We start from the raw sequence: 22135 nt of genomic DNA on the forward strand, positions 1-22135 counted from the left end.
GGCCCGCGCGCCGGGATTCGCCCGGCGGCGGGGAAAGACGCGCATCGCGGCGAAAAAGGATTATCGCACACGATAAGGGGATCAAGATATTGAACCTATAAGGCAATCCGAAAATGCGATCGCGATAAGGTCGCGGCGGCGGGTATTTTCGGGGGCCCGCGACGCGCCTCTCACGGGCGAGCGCCCCGGCCCCGCGCCAAGGTTTCGGCGATCCGTCTCGGGGTCCGCGGCGAAACCTCTCAGCCGCGGCGCGCCGCCTCGATCGCGGCGACGTCGATCTTGCGCATGCCCATCATCGCGCTGAACGCGCGCTTCGCCTCCTCGCCGCCGGCGGCCATCGCCTCGGTCAGAGCGCGCGGCGTGATCTGCCAGTTGAGGCCCCACCTGTCCTTGCACCAGCCGCAGGCGCTTTCCCGACCGCCGTTTCGAATGATTGCGTTCCAGTAGTGGTCGGTCTCCGCCTGATCGTCGGTCGCGATCTGGAACGAAAAGGCCTCGTTGTGCGAGAAGGCCGGCCCGCCGTTGAGTCCGAGACAGGGGATGCCGATAACGGTGAAGTTGACCGTCAGCACGTCGCCGGCCTTGCCAGAGGAGAAATCGCCGGGCGCGCGCTGGACGGCGCCGACCGAACTCTCCGGAAAGGTTTCGGCGTAGAAATTGGCCGCGGCTTCGGCGTCCTTGTCGTACCAGAGGCAGATCGTGTTCTTGGGAATGCTCATCGCCCGCACCATCGCTTTCTCACCCTGCGTCGCCCTCACATCCGCCGATCACGGCGCGGATGACACGCGGCTTCAGTTCCACACTAGGAACGTGGAGCCTGTCCTCGCCGTGTCAATGCGCCCCACGCCCGGAGAGCGAGGCGCCTGCGCGAGACAGGCGTCGGAGTGGACCGTGGCGCTTTTTCGCGGACCCCGAGGCTTGAGGGAAGCGCCGCAGCCCTCTAAGTGAGACGCGATCCGATACCCTCCGGCCACGCGGCCGGGGGATGTTTCCATTGCCGGAGCTACGCCCGATGAAAGACGCCGCGCTCACCGTTTCCGACCTCCGCGTCGGCGGCGCGCCGGAAGGGTTCGACGGCAAGGTCGTCGCCGATCTCGCGCGCGACCATGGCGCCCCGGTGCTGCATATCGCGCGCGACGACCGTCGTGCGGCCTCGATGGCGGACGCGCTCGGGTTTTTCGCGCCTGAACTTCCGATGCTGCGGTTCCCGGCCTGGGACTGCACGCCCTATGACCGCATCTCCCCGAACGCGGAGATCACCGCGCAGCGCATGGCGACGCTCGCCGCGCTCGCCGACGGGCTGGATGCGCCGGCGATCATCCTCGCCACGGTCAACGCCGTGACGCTCCGCACTCCCGCCCGCGCCGACGTGAGCGGCGGGAACTGGTCCGCGATCGTCGGCCAGCGGGTCGATCTCGACGGGTTGACCGAGCATCTCGTCCGGGCCGGATTCAACCGCGCCTCGACAGTCGCCGAGCCGGGCGATTTCGCGCTGCGGGGCGGCATTGTCGATATCTTCCCGCCCGGCGCGGAAACCCCGGTCCGGCTCGACTTTTTCGGCGACGTGCTGGACGGCGCGCGGCGCTTCGACGTGGAAAGCCAACGCACCCTGGAGCGCGTCGAGCGCGTCGAGCTCGCACCCGCGACCGAGGCGCCGCTCGACCCCGAGTCCATCGCCCGCTTCCGGCGCAATTACCGTGAGATGTTCGGCGCCGCCGGGCTGGACGACCCGCTCTACGAGGCGGTGAGCGCTGGACGCAAGCATCAGGGAATGGAGCATTGGGCGCCGCTCTTTCACGACCGGATGGAGACGATCTTCGACTATCTCCCCGGCGCGCCGGTCTCTCTCGAACATCTCACCGATGACGCCGCCGCCGCCCGCTGGACGCAGATCGAAGAGCATTACGACGCCCGCGCCGCGGCGGCGAAAGACCGGGGAATGGGGCAGAGCGTCTACAAGGCGCCGCCTCCGGCCAGCCTCTATCTCTCGCCCGACGAGTTCGAGAAGCGTCTGAAGGGTCGCCCGGTCCGCCGGCTTTCGCCCCATGCGCAGCCGCCGGGGCCGGGCGTCATCGATCTCGGCGCCCGGATGGGCCGCAACTTCGCCGCCGAGCGCCAGCGCGAGGACGCAAAGCTCTTCGACGCGCTCGCCGATCATATCCGTGATCGCCGCGCCAAGGGCCGCGTCGTAATCGCCGCGTGGTCGGAAGGCGCGCGCGAGCGCATGGCCGGGATGCTCGCCGATCAGGGGCTCGACGGCGCCGCGACGGCGAGCCGCTGGTCCGAAGTCGAGAAAGCCCCGAAAGGCGCGCTCCGCCTCGCGACGTGGCCGTTGGAGGCCGGTTTCACCTATGGCGACGTGACGGTCATCGCCGAGCAGGACATTCTCGGCGAACGCCTGATCCGCAAGGCGCGCAAGCGCAAGGCGGAGAATTTCATCGCCGAGGCCGGGACGCTGGCACAGGGCGATCTCGTCGTTCATGTCGAACATGGCGTCGGCCGCTACACCGGCATGAAGACGGTCGAGGCGCTCGGGGCGCCGCATGAGTGCCTCGAGCTGGAATATTCCGGTGGCGACCGGCTCTATCTTCCGGTCGAGAATATCGAGCTTCTGTCGCGCTACGGCCATGCCGAAGGGCTGCTCGACAAGCTTGGCGGCGGCGCATGGCAGGCGAAGAAGGCGAAGCTGAAAGAGCGCATCCGCGACATGGCGGAGAAGCTGATCCGCGTCGCCGCCGAACGGATGCTGCGCGAAGCGCCGCAGCTGACCCCGCCCGACATGATGTGGGACGAATTTTGCGCCCGCTTCCCCTATTCGGAGACGGACGACCAGCTTCACGCCATCGAGGACGTGCTGGAGGATCTGGCCGCCGGGCGGCCGATGGACCGGTTGATCTGCGGCGATGTCGGCTTCGGCAAGACCGAGGTCGCGCTCCGCGCCGCTTTCGTCGCGGCGATGTCGGGCGCGCAGGTGGCGCTGATCTGCCCGACCACCCTGCTCGCCCGCCAGCACGCCAAGGGGTTCGCCGAACGCTTCAAGGGCACCCCGCTGAAGGTGCGGCAGCTTTCGCGTTTCGTCGGCGCGAAGGAGGCGGAGGCGACGCGCGAGGGCCTTGCGGATGGCACTGTCGATATCGTCATCGGCACGCATGCGCTGCTGGCGAAGGGGATCAGGTTCCGCAATCTCGGCCTGTTGATCATCGACGAGGAACAGCATTTCGGCGTCGCGCACAAGGAGCGGCTGAAACGGCTCCGTTCCGACGTTCATGTGTTGACGATGACCGCGACGCCGATCCCCCGCACCCTGCAGATGTCGATGTCGGGGGTCCGCGAACTCTCGCTGATCGCGACGCCGCCGGTCGATCGGCTGGCGGTGCGCACCTATGTCGCGCCGTTCGACGCGGTGACGGTGCGCGAAGCGCTGCTGCGCGAACGCTATCGCGGCGGACAGTGCTTTTTCGTCGTGCCGCGGATTTCCGACCTCGCCGAGCAGGAGGCGTTCCTGCGGGAGGAAGTTCCGGAGATCAGTTTCATCACCTGCCACGGCCAGATGTCGGCTGGCGATCTGGACCAGCGGATGAACGCTTTCTATGATGGCGAGTACGATGTCCTGCTCTCGACCACCATTGTCGAGAGCGGCCTCGACATTCCGGCCGCCAACACGCTGATCGTGCATCGGGCGGACATGTTCGGCCTCGCCCAGCTTTACCAGATCAGGGGACGGGTCGGACGCTCAAAGGTCCGCGCCTACGCCTATTTCACCACCGAGCCGAGGAAACCGCTGACCCCGGCGGCGGAAAAGCGGTTGAAGGTGCTCTCAAGTCTCGACAGTCTCGGCGCAGGGTTCACGCTGGCGAGCCACGACATGGACATTCGCGGCGCGGGGAACCTGCTCGGCGAGGAACAGTCCGGCCATATCCGCGAGGTCGGATATGAACTTTATCAGGAGATGCTGGAGGAGACGATCGCCAAGCTCCGCACGGGGCAGATGGATGGTCTCACCGATATGGAGGAGACGTGGTCACCGAAGATCAGCCTCGGCGTCGCGGTGCTGATACCGGAGGATTACGTGGCCGATCTCGACCTGCGGCTCGGGCTCTATCGGCGGCTTTCCGGGCTGGAGACGCGGACCGATCTCGAAGGATTCGCGGCGGAGCTTCACGACCGCTTCGGCAAGCCGCCCGAGGAAGTGGAAACTCTGCTCCGTATCGTCCGGATCAAGACCATGTGCCGCCGCGCCGGGATCGAAAAGCTCGACACCGGCGAGCGCGGCGCGGTGATCCAGTTCCGCGGCGACCGGTGCGAGTATCCGGCCGGTCTGGTTAAATTCATCGAGGATGAGCGCGGCCGCGCAAAGATCCGCGACAACAAACTTGTCGTTCGTCGCGACTGGAAGGATGACGGGACGCGGGTGAAGGGCGCCTTCGCGATCGCCCGCGATCTCGCGAAACTGGCGGGCGGCAAAGCGAAGAAGTCAGCGGCCTGAGCGACGCGGACGGTTTCCCGACCCTGCGCCGGGGTCTCGACCGGCCGCTCGCATATGGGCGGGCCCCCGGCTCAAGGCCGGGAAACCGTTTTGGACGCCCCGTTCGCCCCCTTCAGAACACCCCGATATCCGCCAGCGCCCGGCGCAATTCCTCCGGCAGAGGCTCGTCGCCTTCGCTGGCGTTCTCATCCGCCGGCGCGTCCTCCGTAGTGAGATAGCGCCAACCCTGGAATGGGCGGCGCGGCGCGGGGCGGGTGCGGATGATCCGCCGGTCCATCACGATGGCGCAGCGGGGTATACCGTCATCCCCTATGACCTCCTCCAGCGCTATGATCCTCTGCCGGCAGGTGATCGAACCCTTGATGACCCAGTAGAGAGAGCCGCCCGCAAGAACCTCTTCCGCGCGTCTCGGGCGCATCCGCGTGACATGCGCGGTTCCCCCCCACCGATCCGGCCGCCCGGCCTGCCAGGTGGCGAGATCCTCCAGCGATTCCGCGCCGACGCATAATTTCAGAAGGTTCAAACTCATGCTCGCGCTTGTCCGCCCCGCATCTTGTTCATATAATGTTCGGCCCCGAATCCAGCGTGGTCGGGCCCGGCTCACGACAGGAGATAGCACGGATGAGCGTCTTCGCCGCCCCCATCGCCGAACAGATATGGGACATGAAATACCGACTTAAGGCGCCGGACGGAAGCGCGATCGACGCGACGATCGAGGACAGTTGGACGCGCGTCGCGCGCGCCCTCGCCGCGCCGGAAGTCGAGCCGGCGGCGTGGGAGCCGGTCTTTTACGAGGCGCTTCAGGGCTTTCGCTTCCTGCCCGCCGGAAGGATCATGGCCGGGGCCGGCGCGGCGCGGGATGTCACGCTCTTCAACTGTTTCGTGATGGGCGCGATCCCCGACACAATGGCGGGGATTTTCGATGCGCTGAAGGAAGCCGCGCTGACCATGCAGCAGGGCGGCGGCATCGGTTACGATTTCTCGACATTGCGCCCCAAGGGCGCGCCGGTGAAGGGCGTCGGCGCCGACGCTTCCGGCCCCCTCTCCTTCATGGATGTCTGGGATTCGATGTGCCGCACGATCATGTCGGCCGGCTCGCGGCGCGGCGCGATGATGGCGGTGATGCGCTGCGACCATCCGGATATCGAGGCGTTCGTGGACGCGAAGCGGGACGCCGCCCGCCTCCGCATGTTCAACCTTTCTGTCCTCGCCTCCGACGCGTTCATGGAGGCGGTTAAGGCGGACGGGCCGTGGGAGTTGCAGTTCGGCGGCAAGGTATCCCGGACCGTTCCGGCCCGCGACCTCTGGAACCGGATCATGCGCGCGACCTACGATGTAGCCGAGCCGGGCGTAATCTTCATCGACCGGATCAACCGGCTGAACCCGCTGAACTATGTCGAGACGATCAGCGCCACCAACCCCTGCGGCGAGCAGCCGCTGCCGCCCTATGGCGCCTGTCTTCTCGGCTCGATCAATCTCGCAACGCTGGTCAGGCGCCCGTTTGAAGAGGACGCCGCCCTCGACGAGGCGGCGCTCGCGGGGCTGGTCGCCACGGCCGTCCGGATGATGGACAATGTCGTCGACGTCTCGCGCTTTCCGCTGGAGGCGCAGGCGCGGGAGGCGGCGGCGAAGCGCAGGATCGGCCTCGGCGTCACCGGGCTCGCCAATGCGCTGGCGATGACCGGACTGCGCTACGGCTCGGCGGAGGCGGCCGAGGCGACAAGGCGCTGGCTGAAGCTGGTGCAGCGGGAGGCTTACCTCGCCTCCACCCGGCTGGCGAAGGAGAAAGGCCCCTTCCCGCTTTGCGACAAGGACGCCTATCTCGCCACCGAAACCGTCGCCGCGCTGGACGCGGATGTGCGCGCCGAAATCGCGGCGCATGGCATCAGGAACGCGCTTCTCACCTCGATCGCGCCGACCGGCACGATCTCCCTTCTCGCCGGCAACGTCTCCTCCGGCATCGAGCCGGTCTTCGCGCATTCCTACACCCGCAAGGTCCTGCAGCCCGATGGCGGGCGCACCGAGGAGGAAGTGGAGGATTACGCCGTCCGCCTCTGGCGCGAGAAGAAGGGCGACATCCCCCTGCCCGACTGGTTCGTCACCGCGCAGGACCTCTCGCCCGAGGATCATGTGCGGATGCAGGCGGCGGCGCAGGCGCATGTCGAAAGTTCGATCTCGAAAACCATCAACTGCCCGGCCGACATCTCCTTCGAGGCGTTCAAGGAGGTTTACCGGCTGGCTTATGAGACCGGCTGCAAGGGCTGCACCACCTATCGGCCAAACGAGGTGACGGGGTCGGTCCTGAGCGTTGCTCAGACAGAGGAAACTTTCGGAGACCGTCTCAAAGCCGCTCGCGAGAACGCCAGCATGACGCAGGCGGAACTGGCCGAAGAAGTGGGTGTTTCGCAGGGGCACGTGTCCAGATTGGAACGCGAATTCAAACCCACGAATCTTCGATTGGTGGAGCAGATCGCGCGCAAACTGGATGCTGATGCAACTTGGCTGACTTTCGGGGCCGAGCCGGTTCTGCGCGTTAAATCCGCGCCGGAAGATGGGTCGCCTGGCGCTTCCGGCGAGGTCGTCTACATGTCGAAACCGCTCGACCGTCCGGAAAGCCTCGATGGCGAAACCTACAAGCTGAAATGGCCGGAGAGCGAGCACGCCATCTACATCACCATCAACGACGTGGTGATCGGCGGGCGCCGCCGGCCCTTCGAGGTCTTCATCAACTCGAAGAACATGGAGCATTTCGCCTGGACCGTGGCGCTGACGCGGATGATCTCCGCCGTGTTCCGGCGCGGCGGCGATGTGAGTTTCGTCGTCGAGGAGCTGAAGGCGGTGTTCGACCCGCGCGGCGGAGCGTGGATGCAGGGCCGTTATGTGCCGTCGATCCTCGCCGCCATCGGCGAGGTGATCGAACGCCACCTGATCGAGACCGGCTTCATCGCCGGCGAGGGCCTGGGGCTGAAATCCGACCCGGAGGCGGAACGACTCGCGATCGGCGCCGCCCCCGCCGCCCCCGCCGGCCCTGCCTGCCCCGCCTGCGGACAGCGCGGAATGCGGATGATCGAGGGCTGCATGACCTGCCCTGCCTGCGGCCATTCGAAATGCGGCTGAGCCGCTGGACCCGTTAGGGCGCCGCTGTGATCCCGCGAGCATAGATCGCCTCATCGGCCGTCCATTTGCCGAAGACGGCGCTTTCGACCGTGCAAGCGGTCTGCCCCCGCCACGCCGCCTTACCAAGCAGATCAGCCAGTCGAGTTGCTTGCCCCCCCGAAAAGAACGCCGTGTCCTAGGATTTCGGCGCCGGGGGCCGGACATTTCGAGCGGCGTCCCACGACGACGGAAACCATGAAGAGCGCCTTCGGCGTCGCGTCTCGGCAGTGAGGATCGGCCGACCTCCGCTCGACAGAGATGGGTTCATGACTTCGTGGCGGGGGGCGCGAAACTCGCGATTGCCATGCGTGGGCTCCAATCCCGCGTCGGGACGTTCCCACCGGAGCTTGGCGTGGAAGGTGCAATCCGGTTCGCTCGGCTCCGAGGGCGCGACGAGGAGCGATGAGACGCCCGGGAACCTGCTTCGCCATCGTCCGGGCAAGCCGAAGATTCTCTCCATGCCGCGCGCGCAGGAGGGGCTTCGCGCTCAAGCCGATTCGATCGCCGCAAGCGTGTTGAGGAATAGGCGGACCCTCGGCAGCGTCAGGCGCCGCGCGGGCATGAGGGCGTAGACCGTCAGCGGCTGGCAGGTATGATCCGCAAGCAACTGGATCAATTCGCCAGACTTCAATTCCGATGCGCAGAATGTCTTGGTGATCCGGACGACGCCGACGCCAGCAAGCGCGGCCAGCTTGCGTACGCCGGCGTTCGGGCTGACCAGGCGCGGCGCTGCGATCTTCATGCGAATCCGCTCGGCCTCCGGCTCCGGCGCGATAAAGGACCAGTGTTCTTCGTTCACGCCGCAAAGCAGCGGCAACCCCGCCAACGCATCGGGTGAGCACGGGGCGGCTCCGCCCCGCAGTAACGACGGGGCCGCGAAAACGCCGCGTTCAAGCGTGAAAACCCGCTTGGCCACCACCGACGACGCCGAAAGCTCCCGGTCCGTCATCGAGAAGACGATGTCATAATTCCGGTCGAAAAGATCGACCGGCCGATGTTCGACGTCGAGGACAATCTGCAGTTCGGGATGCAGCGACATCAGTCTCGCCGCCGTGGCCGCGAGGTGATGCGCGCCAAACTCGTAAGGCGCCGCCAGGCGCAAAGTCCCGGAAATTCCGCGGCTGCGGCTCTGAATCGACAGTAGCACCTCGTTCAGCGCATCCACATGCTCCGCGCACTGATGGTGCAGCTCGCCGCCCGCCTCGGTCAGGCGAATGCGGCGCGTAGTGCGCTCCAGAAGGCGCAGGCCCAGGGTCGCCTCCAGCCTGGCCACAGCCGCGCTGACACTGGATTTCGGGCGCCGCAGGACGCGGGCCGCGCCCGTAAAGCTGCCCTGGATCGCGACGTGATGGAAAGCTCTCAGGTCGTCATAGCGCATTGTCCAGTTATCCGAACATATATTCCAGAGTTCAAACTGTATTTCCGCGCCGCCCGGCTGTTCATTCGTCCCGTATCGAAGACATGCGTGCGCACCGCCCGGTCGGGGCGGCGCCCGAAATCGACGAGGATGCGATGTTTCTGAGAAACTGCTGGTACGTGGCGGCGTGGAACTACGAACTGATCGACGGCGCGATGCTGTCGCGCCGGATCCTAGGCGACAAGATCCTGTTCTACCGCGGTGAAAGCGGCAAGGTCGTCGCGCTCGACGATCGTTGTTGCCATCGCGGCGCGCCGCTGTCGATGGGTCGTTGCGAAGGCGACGACGTGCGCTGCATGTATCACGGGCTGCTGTTCGCGCCCTCGGGCAAGTGCATCCAGATCCCCGGCCAGGACAAGATTCCGCCAAGTCTGGTCGTCCGCAGCTTTCCAGTGCATGAAAAATACGGCCTGATCTGGGTCTGGACCGGCGACCCGGCCGCCGCTGACCCCGATCTGATCGTCGATCTGCCCTATATGGTGGAACCACAGTGGAAAGGCATCCCGGCCTATCTGCACTACGACGCCAACTATCTTCTGATCATCGACAATCTGAGCGATTTCGCGCATCTCGCCTTCGTCCACACCAACACCCTGGGCGGATCCGAGGAATACGCCTTCAAGACGAAGCCTGTCGCGGTCGAGCGGCTGGAGGACGGGTTCCGCGTCGAGCGCTGGAACATGAACGCCCCTCCGCCCCCCTATCACCGCAAGGTCATTCCGAACAAGAACGACAATGTAGACAGGCGCAATGTGGGCCATATGCGCATTCCCGGAATCTTCTCGCTGGAAACCACTTTCGCGCCGGCGGGCAGCGGGGCCGAAAAGGGAAATCTGGAAGGCGCGCGCCAGTATCGCAACTGCCAGTTCATGACCCCCGAGACCGAGCGGACGACGCACTTCTTCCATGTCTATCTGAACGACTTTGAAGACGGCGACCACAACATCTCGCGATCGCTGCATGACAGTCTGATCGAGGGGTTCATGGAGGACAAGCACATCATCGAGGCGCAACAGAAGCTGCTCGACGCCGACCCGGAGTTCGAGTTGAAGGCGATCGGGGCCGACGCGCCACTTTCGCATTTTCGCTGGACGCTCGACAAGATGATCAACGCGGAGCAGGCCGCGATGGCCAAGGCGCCCTCCGCCTCCGGACCCGCTCCCGCCGGTCCGCGCAAGACCGGCCGCGAAGCCGTTCTCTGAGCAGGGCGAGGACAGGGATGGAGAACGGTCACGCCGAGCCGCCTTTGCAGGTGGTCGTAGAGTCGGTTGGCGCAGAGGCGCGCGACGCGATGACCTTCACGCTGGCGGCAGCGGACGGCGGCGCGCTGCCGTCCTGCGCGCCGGGCGGGCATATCGAACTCGCCCTGCCCGGCGGCTTGCTCCGGCACTATTCGCTGATCAACGATTGTGAGAACCCGGATCTCTACATGATCGCAGTCGGCCGCGCCGCTTCCAGCCGCGGCGGGTCGGACCATATCCACTCGCAGTTCCGCGAGGGGACGCAGGTGCAAGTCAACGCCGTGCGCAACACCTTCCGGCTCGACCCGGAAGCGGACGCGTATTGCTTCGTCGCCGGCGGCATCGGGATCACGCCGATCATGTCGATGATACGCTGGTGTCGCCGGAACGATCGGCCCTGGCGGCTGATCTACGCCGCGCGGTCGCGCCAGCGCGCCGCGTTCTACGAGGATCTCTGCGCCGTCGGCGCCGACAACGTGCAATTTCATTTCGACGATGAGGCGGGCCATGTCCTGGACGTCGGCAAAGCGCTGGCCGGGTTGGCGCCGGGCGAGCAGGTCTATTGCTGCGGCCCCGAGCCTTTGATGGTCGCGGTCACCAACGTCACGCGAGACCGACCGGCGGGAAGCGTCCATTTCGAATGGTTCACCGCCCCCGAACAGGATCCGGCCATCACCGCCGACGACACCGAGTTGACGGTCGATCTGCGGCGCTCCGGCGTCACGCTCACCGTGCCCCCAGGGCGGAGCATCCTCGAAGCTATCGAGGCTGCGGGGGTCGCGCATCCATTCTCCTGCCGGGAAGGCGCCTGCGGAACCTGCGCCACGACCGTGCTGGAGGGGGCGCCCGATCACCGGGATTTCGTGCTGTCGGATGAAGAGCGCGCCAGGAACGACACGATGATGGTCTGCGTCTCACGCGCGTTGAGCGGCCGGCTGGTGCTGGATATCTGACGTCGCGCACACGCCTCCGCTGCGTCAGGCGGCGGGGGGAGAGGAATACGAACCTGACAGGGGAATTTCGGACGAACTGGACCGCCGAAGCGAAGCCGGCGCCATCAGTAGGGAGGACTAAAATGAGAATGTCCCGGACGAGGGGAGCGGCCGCTGCGCTTTTGATGGCGCTGGCCCCCGCCGCGCAGGCGGGCGACGTCACGACAGTGAACTTTTCAATCTTCGTGCCGCCGACGCACCCGATCTACGCCGAGATGATCGCACCTTGGGTGGAAGAGGTCGAACGCGTCACCGAGGGCCGCGTCGCGATCAAACTGCTGCCCAAGCCGCTGGGCGGCGCGCCACAACATATCGACCTCGTGCGCGATGGCGTCGCGGGCGCCGTCTTCACCGTACACGGGTACACGCCGGGGCGTTTCACTCTGACCAAGATGGCCGAATTGCCGTTTTCCGGCGACAGCGCCGAGGCGATCTCGGCCGCCTACTGGCAAGTCCATGAGAAGTATTTCGCCGAGGCGGACGAGCATCGCGGCGTGAAGCTCCTGGGGCTGTTCGTGCATGGTCCCGGCATGTTGTTCATCAAGGAAGGCCCGGTCGAAAGCGTCGGAGATCTGAAAGGGGTGAAGTTTCGAGTCGGCGGCGGCATGGTCAACGAGGTCGCGACTGCGCTGGATATGACCGCAGTGCTCAAATCCGCCCCGGAATCCTATGAATTGCTGTCGAATGGCGTGGTCGACGGCATTCTCTTTCCGATCAGCTCGGTCGAGACCTTCCGGCTGGAGCCGTTCGTGCCTTACGCGCTCGAATTCCCTGGAGGGCTCTACAACACCAGCTTCATGATGGGCATGAACCGGGAGCTGTTCGACAGCCTGTCCGAGGTGGACCGGGACGCGATCATGTCGGTCTCGGGCGTGGAATTCTCGCGGCGGGCCGGGCGGGCGTGGGACGTGTCCACAGCGAAGGCGCGCGAGGTCTATGTCTCTCAGGGCGGCGTCATCGAACAGGCGTCGGACGCGCTGGTGGCAGAAGTGCGCGCGGCGACCGCGCCGCTCGAGGAGGCCTGGATCGAGGAGGCCGGGAAGAAGGGCGTCGACGGCGCGGTGGCGCTGGAGGAGTATCGCCAACTCATCCAGTCATATCCGGCGACTGAATGACGCCCGGACTGGAAAGAATCCTGCGGGCGCTCGATGCGCTCGCAGGCTCGCTCGTCGGATTGATGCTGTTTACGATGATGTGTCTGACGACCGCCGATGTCGTGAGCCGATATCTCTTCAACCGGCCGATCGGCGCGGCGCTGGAGCTGACCGAAGCGCTGATGGCGATCACGATCTTCGCGGCGTTTCCCCTGGTTGCGGCAAGGGGCCGCCACATCACCGTGGATCTGACCGAGATGATGCTTCCGAAGCGCGCGCGGCTGTTCCTGGATGCGCTCGCCCAACTGGTTTGCGCGGCGATGTGCGGGTTTCTCGCCTGGCGCATGATCGAGCGGGCGGTTCAACTCCACGGCTATGGCGAGACCAGCGCGGTGCTGGGCTATCCGGTCTGGCCGACCGCGGCGGTTATCGCGCTCGGCTGCGCCGTCGCCACGCCAATGTTCGCGCTGCGCGGCCTCATGCTGTTCAGGCGCGCCGCGAAGCGCGGCGACCGTTCCCAACACGCCCCCGAGGGAGCTCTGCAATATGATTGAGGCGTTCTGGGGCGTCGCGGCGATGTTGGGGCTGTCGTTTCTGCGCCTTCCCATCGCATTCTCGCTGGCGCTGGTCGGGTTCTTCGGGTTCGCCCACCTGACCTCCACCTCGGCGGCGCTGTCGATGATCGCGTCGGTCACTCATGAAAGCGGCATGTCCTATACGCTTTCGGTCATCCCGCTCTTCGTGCTGATGGGAAGTTTCGTGACGCGCGCCGGCCTGTCGCGGGAACTTTACGCCGCCTCCCACGCATTTCTCGGCCACCGGCGCGGCGGGTTGGCGATGGCCACCATCGTCGCCTGTGGCGGGTTCAGCGCGATTTGCGGCTCTTCGCTGGCGACGGCCGCGACCATGTCCAAGGTGGCGATCCCGTCGATGCGCGAATACGGCTATGCTGACACGTTGGCGGCCGGGTCGGTAGCGGCCGGCGGGACGTTGGGCATCCTGCTGCCGCCCAGCGTCATCCTTATCATTTACGGCTTTCTCACCGAGACCAGCATCGGGGCGCTCTTCGCGGCGGGCGTCATTCCGGGGCTGCTGGCTGTCATGCTCTATATCGCGGCGATCGCCGTCATGATCCGGATCGACCCCACGCTCGGGCCGCAAAGCGAGGCGAGCGACGCGCGCGCGCGGCTGCGGGCGCTGCTGCGGGTCTGGCAGGTGCTGGTGCTTTTCGTCCTGGTGATGGGCGGGATCTATGGTGGCGTCTTCACGCCCACGGAGGCGGCGGGCGTCGGCGCTTTCGGCGCGTTCATCTTCGTCATCCTGCGTGCGAAACCCGATATGGCGCTGCTGCGGGCGGTGCTGCGCGACGCCGCCGAAACCACCGCGATGCTATTCTCGGTGGTCATCGGCGCGATGATCTTCTCCAATTTCATCAGCATCTCCGGGGTGACTGGCGCGCTCAGCGACACGGTGCAGGCCCTGCAATGGTCGCCAGCCATGGTGCTGGCGGTGATCATTGCATTCTACATCGTGCTGGGCGCGGTTCTGGAAACCATGAGCATGGTGCTTCTCACAGTGCCGGTGATCTACCCGATCGTCGCGGGATTGGGCTACGATCTCGTTTGGTTCGGCATCATCGTCGTGGTGGTCACAGAGGTCAGCCTGATCACCCCGCCCATCGGGATGAACGTCTTCGTTCTGCGGTCGATCCTGCCCGATATCCGCATGGCGACGATATTCCGGGGCGTATTTCCGTTCGTACTCGCCGACATCGTGCGGCTTGCGCTGCTGACCCTGTTCCCGACACTGTCATTGTTCTTGCCGCATCTCTTCGCGCTCTGACCATCACCGCGCCGCCAGACTCGGACGGGCAGCCCGCAAAAGGGAGCGCGCGCGACGGCCATGCCGGACAGGAGGTGTCGCGTTAGTCGAGACGATATGATGAGACTCGTGCGCGGCTGGATTATTCCGATGATCCACCGGCGCGGCCGTTCGGGGGCGTCTTCCGCCGCCGCTCAAGCCGACGTCAACAGTGATGACCGCGCAAAATGTCGATGGACCCACGTTCCTTGTATTCGCGAAGGCCGTCCGATCGCATTCACCGTCCTCTGAAAACGAGGGTTTCGGTGACGCCAAGGATTCAAATTTGGCATTTTCCACATTCAGCGCGACAGGACATCAAGCGTGTTGTCCTGGGTCACGGGCGCGCCATCGCCCGTGTGCTTCGCACCTCGGCCCGATCCGGTCGAATTCCGGGGGCCGACCGGCGGGGTTCAATCCCGGAGCGTTCCCGAACTTCGATTCGGCGCTGTCGGGCGCGGCCGCGCACGCCTTCGGCGCGGCGGGGGCGTTTCTCATCGCCGCGCTGGTCTTTTACTCGCTGGACCTGCGGCGCACCTTCGCGATCCTCGCGTCGAGCGTGCGTGTATCCGGCGCGATCCTGCTGATCGTCGGCTCGGCGCGGATCTTCGGCGACCACCTGAATCTCATCCGCCTGCCCGAGACGCTGACACAGCTTCTGGTGGCGACCGAACTGCCGGGCTGGACGCTCCTGATTCTGGTGATGATCGCGCTGGTGCTGCTGGACATGCTGGTGGACGCGGTTTCGCTGATCGTGGTGACGACGCCCATCCTGCTGCCGCTGTTCGTGGCGCCTGGCTACGATCCGCTCTGGTTCGGGATCATCCTGGTGATGAACCTGGAGGTCGCGGTGGTGACGCCGCCTGTCGGGCTCAACCTCTATTCGCCGCGCCGCGCGCTCACCGCCCAGACGCTCACCGGGGTCACCTATCCGCCGCCGTCCTACACCGCAATCTCCTACGGCTCGAACGGCTTCGTGGAGCGCCTTCACGCCAGCGACGCCGTGAATGCGGATTTCCGCGATTCCGGCAAGCTGCTGAAGGCCGACGAGCAGTTCCCGGCGCTCCGCGATGGCGCGATCCAGTTCATGTTCCACATGATGAGCTACGTCACGCGCACCCCGCCGATCCTCGGCAGCACCGGGATTCCGGGCGTGGTGAACGAGCTTCACGCCCATCCGGACCGGCTCGCCATGGGCTCCCCGCTCTTCGACCTGATCAACGAGGAACTCGCGAAGCAGGGGCTCTACATGCTGTCCATGGGCGGCGGCGCGCTGGGCCGGAATATGTCTGGACCACCGAGACCGCGCCGATCCGCTCCATCGCCGATATCAAAGGCAAGAAGATCCGCGTCGTCAGCTTCAAGGCGACGGGCGTGATGGAGGACATGGGCGCCGCCGCGATGCGCATTCCTTCGTCGGAGCTCTATCTCGGGCTGCAGCGCGGCACCGTGGACGCCGCGGTCTGCAACATCTCCACCGTGATCGGGCGGAGCCTTCATGAACAACTGAAATATGTCTACAAGCTGCCGGTGACGGCTTTTGGGTTCGGCGTCTTTGTGACCACGAAGGCTTGGGGAAGCTGGCCCGACGACGTGAAGGCGGCGATGGCCGACGCCGCGAAATGGTTCGACGAGATCGGCGCGAGCTACGCGAACGACAAGATCTACCATGACGAGTTCTGGCCGACCGTGCACGAGGCCGGCGTCGAGGTGATCGAAGCCTCCGACGAGGATCTCGCCGCGCTGGACGCCGCCGACGACAAGGTCGTCGAGGAATGGATCAGCCAGGTCGGCGAGGAGACCGGCCGCAAGGCGATCGCTCTCGCGCTCGGCGAGACCGCCTGAGTCATGGGCGCCGCGGAAACCGCATTCGGACTGACCTTCCGGGCGATGGGGTTCGTCGGGAGGCTGGCGCTCGCCTTCATGGCCGTGACCATCACCTATGACGCGATCATGCGGTATCTGTTCGCGGCGCCACCTCATGGAGCCTGGAGCCTGATCGTCTATATCGCGGCGATGACGGCGGCGGTGGCGCAGCGCCGGGACGATCACATCCGCATCACCTTCTCTCAGGTCGCGACGGAACCGCTCTGACGGAGCGTGAGCCGCATCACCGTCGGCGTCTGCTTCTGCGGCGTCATGGCGTGGAGAGGTTTCATCCTCGCGCATCAAGCACGGGAATATGGCGAGCGGGTCTCCTCAGGGTTCGGAACGCCGCTGGTCTTCCCATACGCGATGCTTCCGATCGGCTTCGGAGCGCTTGCGATCCAGTTCCTGTTCTGCGCGTTCGGCGCTGCGCTCGAAAGCGGAGCCGAGCAGGACGCGGCGGAGCAAGGCGACGGGACATCCTGACCTCTCGTCGCCGCCGGGCGCACCTGGCCTAAATCGATCGCCATGCGGTCTGGCGCATATGGAAGCGGCGCGAACACGACCGGCGCGACGCTACAGACGGTTTCGTTTCGATGGACCAACGCAGGTGGAATGACGACGCTGCGGCGGATGGTGGAGTGAATTGGCCCTCGGGCTCAAGCCGCGCGCATTGAGGGCTGAAAGGTCGCCCACCCCGTCTTCGGGCGCATCCATCGCGAGAAAGGGTTTTCGCCGGTGGAAGTCATCAGGTCCCGCCTGGCGTCGCATCCGGCGCGACGCGCGGTCGCCAGCCGCCCGGCAGGCCGAGCGCGAGACCGACAACGATCAAGCCGAGCGCGAACCAGAACACCACATTGTAGCTCTCGCCGAGGATAATTGCGCCGCAGACGACGCCAGCGACGGTAACGACATAGGCGACCTGAGAAGCGAAGACCGGCCCAGCCCGAGAGATCAGGTTCACGAAGGCGCCGTAGGCGAGGAGCGAACCTGGAACCATGGCGAGGAACGCCGCCTCGACCCGCCCCGGCGCCGTCAGGCTAAGAACCGCCGGATCGACAAAGAGCAGCGCCGGCGCGGTGTAGATCATGTAGAACAGCATCATCCCGGCGAGGATCTGCGCCGAGTTCAAGTCATGTGGGCGTTTCATGGCGATGAAGCTGTCCTCGCACGCATAGGAGAACCCGCCGAGCGCCGCCACAACGACCCAGAACCACGGCGCCGCGCCACCCGACGGATCGGCGATCAGCCAGACCGCCACGAGCCCGAGAATAAGGCCGAAAAGTCGTCGCGCGCTGAACCGCTCAATGCCGAGAGCCGCGCTGAGCCCGATCTGCATCAGCGGAACCGTCGCCATGCAGACGGAAATGACCCCCGCTCCGATATTCTGCGCCGCCCAGAAAAGGAGGATCGACGGGCACGCACCACCGAGAAAGCCGAGAGTCGCGGCGAAACGGATGAAGCGCGCGTCGATGCGCGGCAACCATCCGCTCAGCCAGAGCACGCCCCAGACCAGCACACTCGCCGTCGCCGCATGCCAGAACGCGACGGCGAGCGGATGGCCGCCGCCAAGCATCACGATCCGCATCAAGGTGAAGCTGAAGCCCCAGAACGCGCCACAAGAGAGGAAGATCGCGATGTTGACGCCCATGCGATCTCCTCGCCGGGAACGGAGACGGGGTCAAGCCCCGGCGCGCCGCCTCATCCTTGCCCGGCGAAAAGAATGAGCAGGACCGCGACGACGACCAGCCCGACGCCCGCGAGTTCCGTCGCCCGCGCCCGCTCGCGAAAGATCAACGCCCCGGCGAGGAAGGTGAAGAGCAGCTCGATCTGCCCCAGCGCGCGCACATAAGCGGCGTTCTGCAGGGTGAACGCCGTGAACCAGCAGGCCGAGCAGGCCATCCCGACGAGCCCGACCGGGGCCGCCCGCCGCCATTCGGTCAGGACGCGCGTCAGTTCCGGCCGGTCGAAGGCGAGAAACCAGGCACCCATCATCGCGGTCTGCATCAGAAGCGCGACGACCAGCGCATAGGCGGCCGCCATGAGGAAATCCGGCCCGTCGAGCGCCAGCGCCGCGCCGCGAAAGCAAACCACGGAGCCGCCGAGAAGCGCGGCCGAGAGGAGCCCGATCAGCGTCGGTTTTTCGAAAATCCCGCCGATCAGGCCGCGAAGCGTCAGCCGCGCTTCGGTCGCCGCAAGCAGCACCGTGCCCGCCGCGCCGATGGCGATGGCGAGCCCGGCGAGCGGCCCGACCGTATCGCCCAGAAGCGCCGCGCCAAGAATTGCGATCAGCACGACTTCAAGCTTCGAGAACGTGGTGCCGACCGCGAAGCTCCGAAACGAGAACATCCAGAGGAGGACGACCGTGAACAGAATCTGGCTCAACCCGCCAAGCGCGCACCAGAGAAAGAACGCGAGATTGGGCTGCGGCGCCTCGTAGCCGCCGATCCCTCCAACAGCGAAGAGGAAGATCAGCGCGAAAGGCCACGCATAGAAGAACCGGGCGTAGGCCGCGCCGGCGGTCGAGAGCCGACCCTTCAGCGCCTTCTGCAAGGCGGAACGCAGGTTCTGCAAGAACGCGGCGGCGATGGTTACGGGAATCCAGAGTGCGATCATCGCGCCTGTTGGCCTCGAACCGGGCGCGCGTCAAGGCGTCGTTCGGCCCCGAAAAACGGACCGGGCCCCGCGGGGCCCGGTTAAAGCTCGTCAATTCAGTGGCGGGATCAGGCGTACCACCAGCGCTCGGCGATGCGCGCACTGTCGAGCGGCCAGAGATTGCCGACCTGCTCGGGATGCGCCAGCTTCACCGAATGCGCGTCGACGGTGTTGGCGTACATCGGGATCACCACGCCGCCATCCGCGGATTCGATCGCCTGCATCTCGCGATACATCTCGCGCCGCTTGTCGCTGTCCAGCGTCGTGCGAGCCTCGACCAGCAACTTCTGGAACCGGTCATCGACCCAGCCGGTCTCGTTCCAGGGCGCGTCGACCCCGTTGACGCTGGAGAACATCCAGTCCTCTGTCGCGCGGCCGGACCAATAGCTGACGCACCAGGGCTTTTTCAGCCAGACATTCGACCAGTAACCGTCATCCGGCTCCTTGATCAGGTTGATGGTGATGCCGCAGGCGGCGGCGCTGTTCTGCGCAAGCTGGGCGGAGTCGACAGCGCCAACGAACGCGGCGTTGGAGACCGAAAGATCGACGGTGAGCGAATCCATCCCGGCTTCCTTCAGGAAGTGCTTCGCCTTGTCCGGATCGTATTCGTTCTGCGGCAGATCCGCCGCGTAATACTGGTTCGCCGGCCCGATCGGATGGTCGTTGGCGATCGCGCCGTGACCCTGCAGGATCTTGTCGACGAGCTCCTGCCGGTCGAACGCGTGCTTGAGCGCCTTTCTCACGTTCAGATCGTCGAACGGCGCGTGCTTCACCAGCATCGGGAAGGTGTAGTGCATGTTGCCCGTCACCTCGAGTAGCGCGAGGCCGGGGTTGCGCGTCAAAAGTGACTCGGTCTTGAAATCGACACGGCTGATCGCATCCACTTGGCTGGTCATCAGCGCATTCATCCGGGCCGAGGAATCGTTGATGGCGAGTTGCTCGACACTGTCGAAAAAGCACTTCGCGTCATTGTAGTAATTCTCGTATTTCGACACGAGCGCGCGCTGGCCCGGCTCGAAGTTCTCGACCTTGTAGCCGCCGGTGCCGATGCCCTTGGAGATCGCTTCCTCGACCATCCCGGCGGGGTAGATAAGGATATGGTAGTCGGAAAGGAGATAAGGGAAATCCGCGTTGCCCGCCTTCAGCGTGAACTGGATCTGGTGGGTGTCGGTCTTCTTCATCTCCTCGATGTTCTCGACGATCGGTTTCGCCGCCGATTTCGCATCCGCGGCGGTATGAAGCGCGAGAGATTCGATCACGTCATCGGCGTTGAAATCCTTGCCGTTGTGGAAGGTGACGCCCTTCCTGAAGTTGAACGTCCAGGTCTTCGCATCGGAAGACGCCTCCCAGTTCTCGGCCAGTTCGCCCTTCAGCGAACCATCCGCGGCGACCTCTGTCAGGCAGTCGAACACCGCGCCATGCGCGATCACCTGCATGTAGGTGTCGGAATGGGTGCGCCCGTCCCAGCTGTCGGAAGTGTTGGCGCCGGTAACACCCATGCGCAGCGTGCCGCCGCGTTGCGGGCCGGCGGCGAAGGCCGGTCGCGCCATCGCCAGCGCGCCCGCCGCCGCGCCGGTCTGCATGACCTGCCTGCGATCCATCTTGAAGCTCATTTCAGTCTCCCGGTTGGTATGGTTTTCGTTGGCCCCGACGATGCTCGCCGGGCTCTTCGAAACATGAACGCGATATACGACGATTCCGCGTTCGAATGCGACCCTCAGATCTTCGTGGAGGCGGCCTCGCCAATATTCTCGGCGCCGCGGGCCGCCAGAAGGCGCGTGAGCCAGTCAGGGTCCATCTCCGGCACCGAACTCAGCAGAAGATCGGTATAGGCGTGATGCGGCGGGGTGAACATCTCGGCCTTCGGGCCGGATTCGACCACCTTGCCCTCCTTCATCACCACCACCTCGTCGGCGATGGAGCGCACCGTCGCAAGGTCGTGCGTGATGAACATGTAGGCGAGGTTCAGCTCGCGCTGCAGACGGTCGAGAAGCTTGAGGATGCCTTCCGCCACAAGCTGGTCGAGCGCGCTCGTCACCTCGTCGCAGATGATGAATTTCGGTTCGGCGGCGAGCGCGCGCGCGATTCCGACCCGCTGTTTCTGGCCGCCGGAAAGCTCGGACGGCAGCCGGTTTCGAAACTGATCCGGCGTCAATTCGATCTGTTCCAGCAACTCATCGACCCGCGCCCGCAGCCGCGCGCCCCGGAGCCCCATGTAGAACTTTATCGGGCGGGCGATGATGTCCGCGATTTTCATTTTCGGATTCAGCGCGGTGTCCGCCATCTGGTAGATCATCTGCGCCTGGCGCAGTTGATCCTTGCTGCGCTGGCGGTAGGACGCCGGCAGCGCCTCACCATCGAAACGAACCTCGCCCGACAACGGCGGCAGCAGCCCGGTGATCACCCGCGCCGCGGTGGACTTGCCGGAGCCGGATTCACCGACGACCGCAACCGTCCGCCCGGCGTGGATATCGAAGCTCACATCGTGCAGAACCGTGACAGGCCCGTAGGCGGCGGTGACATTCCTGACGGAAACCACCGGCGTCGCGTCCGGCCCGGGGCCGGGCCGGTCCGCGCGCTGAAAGCTCCTGACCGCCCAGAGCGATTTGGTGTAGGCCTCTTTCGGGGCCGAGAGCATGGCGCCGGTCTCGGCCTCCTCCACCTCGTCGCCCTTCAGCAGCACCTTGATCCGGTCCGCCATTTGCGCGACCACGGCCAGATCATGGGTGATATAGATCGCGGCGGTGTCAAACTGCTCGACGATGTCGCGAATCGCCGCCAGCACCTCGATCTGCGTGGTGACGTCGAGCGCGGTCGTCGGCTCATCGAAGACGATCAGGTCGGGCCGGCATGACATCGCCATCGCCGTCATCGCGCGCTGAAGCTGGCCGCCGGACACCTGGTGCGGATAGCGAAAGCCGATCTCCTCGGGATTGGGCAGGCGGAGCCGGGCGTAAAGCTCCATCGCGTCCTCGCGGCTTTCGGCCTGCGACCGGACGCCATGCAGCACCGGCCCTTCGGTATGCTGGTCGATCAGCCGATGCGCGGGATTGAAGCTCGCGGCCGCCGATTGCGCGACATAGGCGATGCGTTTGCCGAGCAGCCGGCGTTTCGCCTCCGGGCTCGCCGCCACAAGGTCGATCCCGTCGAACTCCACCGATCCGCCGGATATCCGGCATCCGTCGCGCGTGAACCCCATCGCGGCGAGGCCGATGGTCGACTTGCCCGCGCCCGACTCGCCGATCAGCCCCAGCACCTCGCCCCGCGCAAGGTCGATATCGACGCCGTTGACGATCGGCAGCCAGTCCTCGCCCGACCGGCCCTCGATCTCGAGACCGCGAATCTTCACGAGCGGGATCTTGTCCATG

General features: G+C 65.5%; 16 protein-coding genes and 1 pseudogene. 10 read left to right on the forward strand and 7 right to left on the reverse strand.

The genetic code is table 11. From position 1 onward, the window contains the following. Positions 1–239: 239 nt before the first annotated feature. Positions 240–719, reverse strand: coding sequence for a VOC family protein (locus tag G5B40_RS05190; protein WP_165095918.1), 480 nt, complete (start codon positions 717–719; stop codon positions 240–242). A gap of 293 nt (positions 720–1012) precedes the next feature. Between G5B40_RS05190 and mfd the strand changes: the two genes are divergently transcribed. Continuing rightward, positions 1013–4486, forward strand: coding sequence for a transcription-repair coupling factor (gene mfd, locus G5B40_RS05195; RefSeq protein WP_165095920.1), 3474 nt, complete (start codon positions 1013–1015; stop codon positions 4484–4486). Positions 4487–4598: 112 nt separating this feature from the next. Here the strand turns inward: mfd and G5B40_RS05200 are convergent, their stop codons facing one another. Then, positions 4599–5015 carry a DUF1489 family protein gene (locus tag G5B40_RS05200; RefSeq protein ID WP_165095922.1) on the reverse strand — a complete coding sequence of 139 codons (417 nt, stop codon included), beginning with the start codon at positions 5013–5015 and terminating at the stop codon, positions 4599–4601. A 92-nt stretch (positions 5016–5107) separates the two neighbouring features. On the opposite strand from G5B40_RS05200, the gene G5B40_RS05205 reads away from it, so the two are divergent. Beyond that, positions 5108–7603 (forward strand): adenosylcobalamin-dependent ribonucleoside-diphosphate reductase, encoded by a 2496-nt coding sequence (locus G5B40_RS05205; protein WP_165095924.1) that lies wholly within the window; start codon positions 5108–5110, stop codon positions 7601–7603. A gap of 526 nt (positions 7604–8129) precedes the next feature. Here G5B40_RS05205 and G5B40_RS05210 read toward each other — a convergent pair. Continuing rightward, a complete protein-coding gene (locus G5B40_RS05210; protein WP_165095926.1) occupies positions 8130–9020 on the reverse strand; it encodes a LysR family transcriptional regulator in 891 nt (296 codons plus the stop codon). Positions 9021–9103: 83 nt separating this feature from the next. Between G5B40_RS05210 and G5B40_RS05215 the strand changes: the two genes are divergently transcribed. The 8 genes and pseudogenes from G5B40_RS05215 to G5B40_RS21565 all read left to right on the forward strand — a co-directional run bounded on the left by G5B40_RS05215 (position 9104) and on the right by G5B40_RS21565 (position 16598). Beyond that, positions 9104–10261, forward strand: coding sequence for an aromatic ring-hydroxylating oxygenase subunit alpha (locus tag G5B40_RS05215; protein WP_211907413.1), 1158 nt, complete (start codon positions 9104–9106; stop codon positions 10259–10261). 17 nt (positions 10262–10278) lie between these two features. After that, positions 10279–11253, forward strand: a complete 975-nt coding sequence (locus G5B40_RS21355) for a PDR/VanB family oxidoreductase (protein ID WP_165095928.1) — start codon at positions 10279–10281, stop codon at positions 11251–11253. A 122-nt stretch (positions 11254–11375) separates the two neighbouring features. Next, positions 11376–12407, forward strand: a complete 1032-nt coding sequence (locus G5B40_RS05225; protein ID WP_165095930.1) for a TRAP transporter substrate-binding protein — start codon at positions 11376–11378, stop codon at positions 12405–12407. Further along, entirely contained in the window at positions 12404–12940 is a 537-nt protein-coding gene (locus G5B40_RS05230) for a TRAP transporter small permease (RefSeq protein ID WP_165095932.1), read from the forward strand. Before G5B40_RS05225 ends, G5B40_RS05230 begins: the two co-directional genes overlap by 4 nt. Continuing rightward, positions 12933–14228, forward strand: coding sequence for a TRAP transporter large permease (locus G5B40_RS05235; protein ID WP_165095934.1), 1296 nt, complete (start codon positions 12933–12935; stop codon positions 14226–14228). The genes G5B40_RS05230 and G5B40_RS05235 overlap by 8 nt, the downstream gene beginning before the upstream one ends. A 193-nt stretch (positions 14229–14421) precedes the next feature. Continuing rightward, on the forward strand, positions 14422–15624 hold the full coding sequence (locus G5B40_RS21110) for a TRAP transporter large permease subunit (protein ID WP_165095936.1): 1203 nt from the start codon (positions 14422–14424) through the stop codon (positions 15622–15624). Continuing rightward, positions 15576–16091 carry a TRAP transporter substrate-binding protein gene (locus G5B40_RS21115; protein ID WP_246209827.1) on the forward strand — a complete coding sequence of 172 codons (516 nt, stop codon included), beginning with the start codon at positions 15576–15578 and terminating at the stop codon, positions 16089–16091. The genes G5B40_RS21110 and G5B40_RS21115 overlap by 49 nt, the downstream gene beginning before the upstream one ends. Positions 16092–16199: 108 nt before the next feature. After that, positions 16200–16598, forward strand: a pseudogene (locus G5B40_RS21565) (TRAP transporter small permease). Positions 16599–16860: 262 nt separating this feature from the next. On the opposite strand, the gene G5B40_RS05255 reads toward G5B40_RS21565, so the two are convergent. The 4 genes from G5B40_RS05255 to G5B40_RS05270 all read right to left on the reverse strand — a co-directional run bounded on the left by G5B40_RS05255 (position 16861) and on the right by G5B40_RS05270 (position 22134). After that, positions 16861–17763, reverse strand: coding sequence for a DMT family transporter (locus G5B40_RS05255; RefSeq protein WP_165095938.1), 903 nt, complete (start codon positions 17761–17763; stop codon positions 16861–16863). A gap of 50 nt (positions 17764–17813) precedes the next feature. Next, positions 17814–18728 (reverse strand): EamA family transporter, encoded by a 915-nt coding sequence (locus G5B40_RS05260; RefSeq protein ID WP_165095940.1) that lies wholly within the window; start codon positions 18726–18728, stop codon positions 17814–17816. A gap of 107 nt (positions 18729–18835) precedes the next feature. Further along, positions 18836–20380: an ABC transporter substrate-binding protein gene (locus tag G5B40_RS05265; protein ID WP_165095942.1), complete on the reverse strand. Its 1545-nt coding sequence runs from the start codon at positions 20378–20380 to the stop codon at positions 18836–18838. A gap of 104 nt (positions 20381–20484) precedes the next feature. Beyond that, on the reverse strand, positions 20485–22134 hold the full coding sequence (locus G5B40_RS05270) for an ABC transporter ATP-binding protein (RefSeq protein ID WP_165095944.1): 1650 nt from the start codon (positions 22132–22134) through the stop codon (positions 20485–20487). Between the last annotated feature and the right edge of the window lies 1 nt (position 22135).

Source organism: Pikeienuella piscinae, assembly GCF_011044155.1.
GTDB classification, from domain to species: Bacteria; Pseudomonadota; Alphaproteobacteria; order Rhodobacterales; family Rhodobacteraceae; genus Pikeienuella; species Pikeienuella piscinae.

Bases quoted from the DNA above. Each gene is read 5' to 3' on its own strand.
- G5B40_RS05265 (WP_165095942.1), bottom strand. From the start codon at position 20,380: ATGAGCTTCAAGATGGATCGCAGGCAGGTCATGCAGACCGGCGCGGCG.
- G5B40_RS05235 (WP_165095934.1), top strand. From the start codon at position 12,933: ATGATTGAGGCGTTCTGGGGCGTCGCGGCGATGTTGGGGCTGTCGTTT.
- G5B40_RS05270 (WP_165095944.1), bottom strand. From the start codon at position 22,134: ATGGACAAGATCCCGCTCGTGAAGATTCGCGGTCTCGAGATCGAGGGC.
- G5B40_RS05210 (WP_165095926.1), bottom strand. From the start codon at position 9,020: ATGCGCTATGACGACCTGAGAGCTTTCCATCACGTCGCGATCCAGGGC.
- G5B40_RS05205 (WP_165095924.1), top strand. From the start codon at position 5,108: ATGAGCGTCTTCGCCGCCCCCATCGCCGAACAGATATGGGACATGAAA.
- G5B40_RS05215 (WP_211907413.1), top strand. From the start codon at position 9,104: ATGCGTGCGCACCGCCCGGTCGGGGCGGCGCCCGAAATCGACGAGGAT.
- G5B40_RS21355 (WP_165095928.1), top strand. From the start codon at position 10,279: ATGGAGAACGGTCACGCCGAGCCGCCTTTGCAGGTGGTCGTAGAGTCG.
- G5B40_RS05260 (WP_165095940.1), bottom strand. From the start codon at position 18,728: ATGATCGCACTCTGGATTCCCGTAACCATCGCCGCCGCGTTCTTGCAG.
- mfd (WP_165095920.1), top strand. From the start codon at position 1,013: ATGAAAGACGCCGCGCTCACCGTTTCCGACCTCCGCGTCGGCGGCGCG.
- G5B40_RS05255 (WP_165095938.1), bottom strand. From the start codon at position 17,763: ATGGGCGTCAACATCGCGATCTTCCTCTCTTGTGGCGCGTTCTGGGGC.
- G5B40_RS05190 (WP_165095918.1), bottom strand. From the start codon at position 719: ATGAGCATTCCCAAGAACACGATCTGCCTCTGGTACGACAAGGACGCC.
- G5B40_RS21110 (WP_165095936.1), top strand. From the start codon at position 14,422: ATGACCGCGCAAAATGTCGATGGACCCACGTTCCTTGTATTCGCGAAG.
- G5B40_RS05230 (WP_165095932.1), top strand. From the start codon at position 12,404: ATGACGCCCGGACTGGAAAGAATCCTGCGGGCGCTCGATGCGCTCGCA.
- G5B40_RS05225 (WP_165095930.1), top strand. From the start codon at position 11,376: ATGAGAATGTCCCGGACGAGGGGAGCGGCCGCTGCGCTTTTGATGGCG.
- G5B40_RS05200 (WP_165095922.1), bottom strand. From the start codon at position 5,015: ATGAGTTTGAACCTTCTGAAATTATGCGTCGGCGCGGAATCGCTGGAG.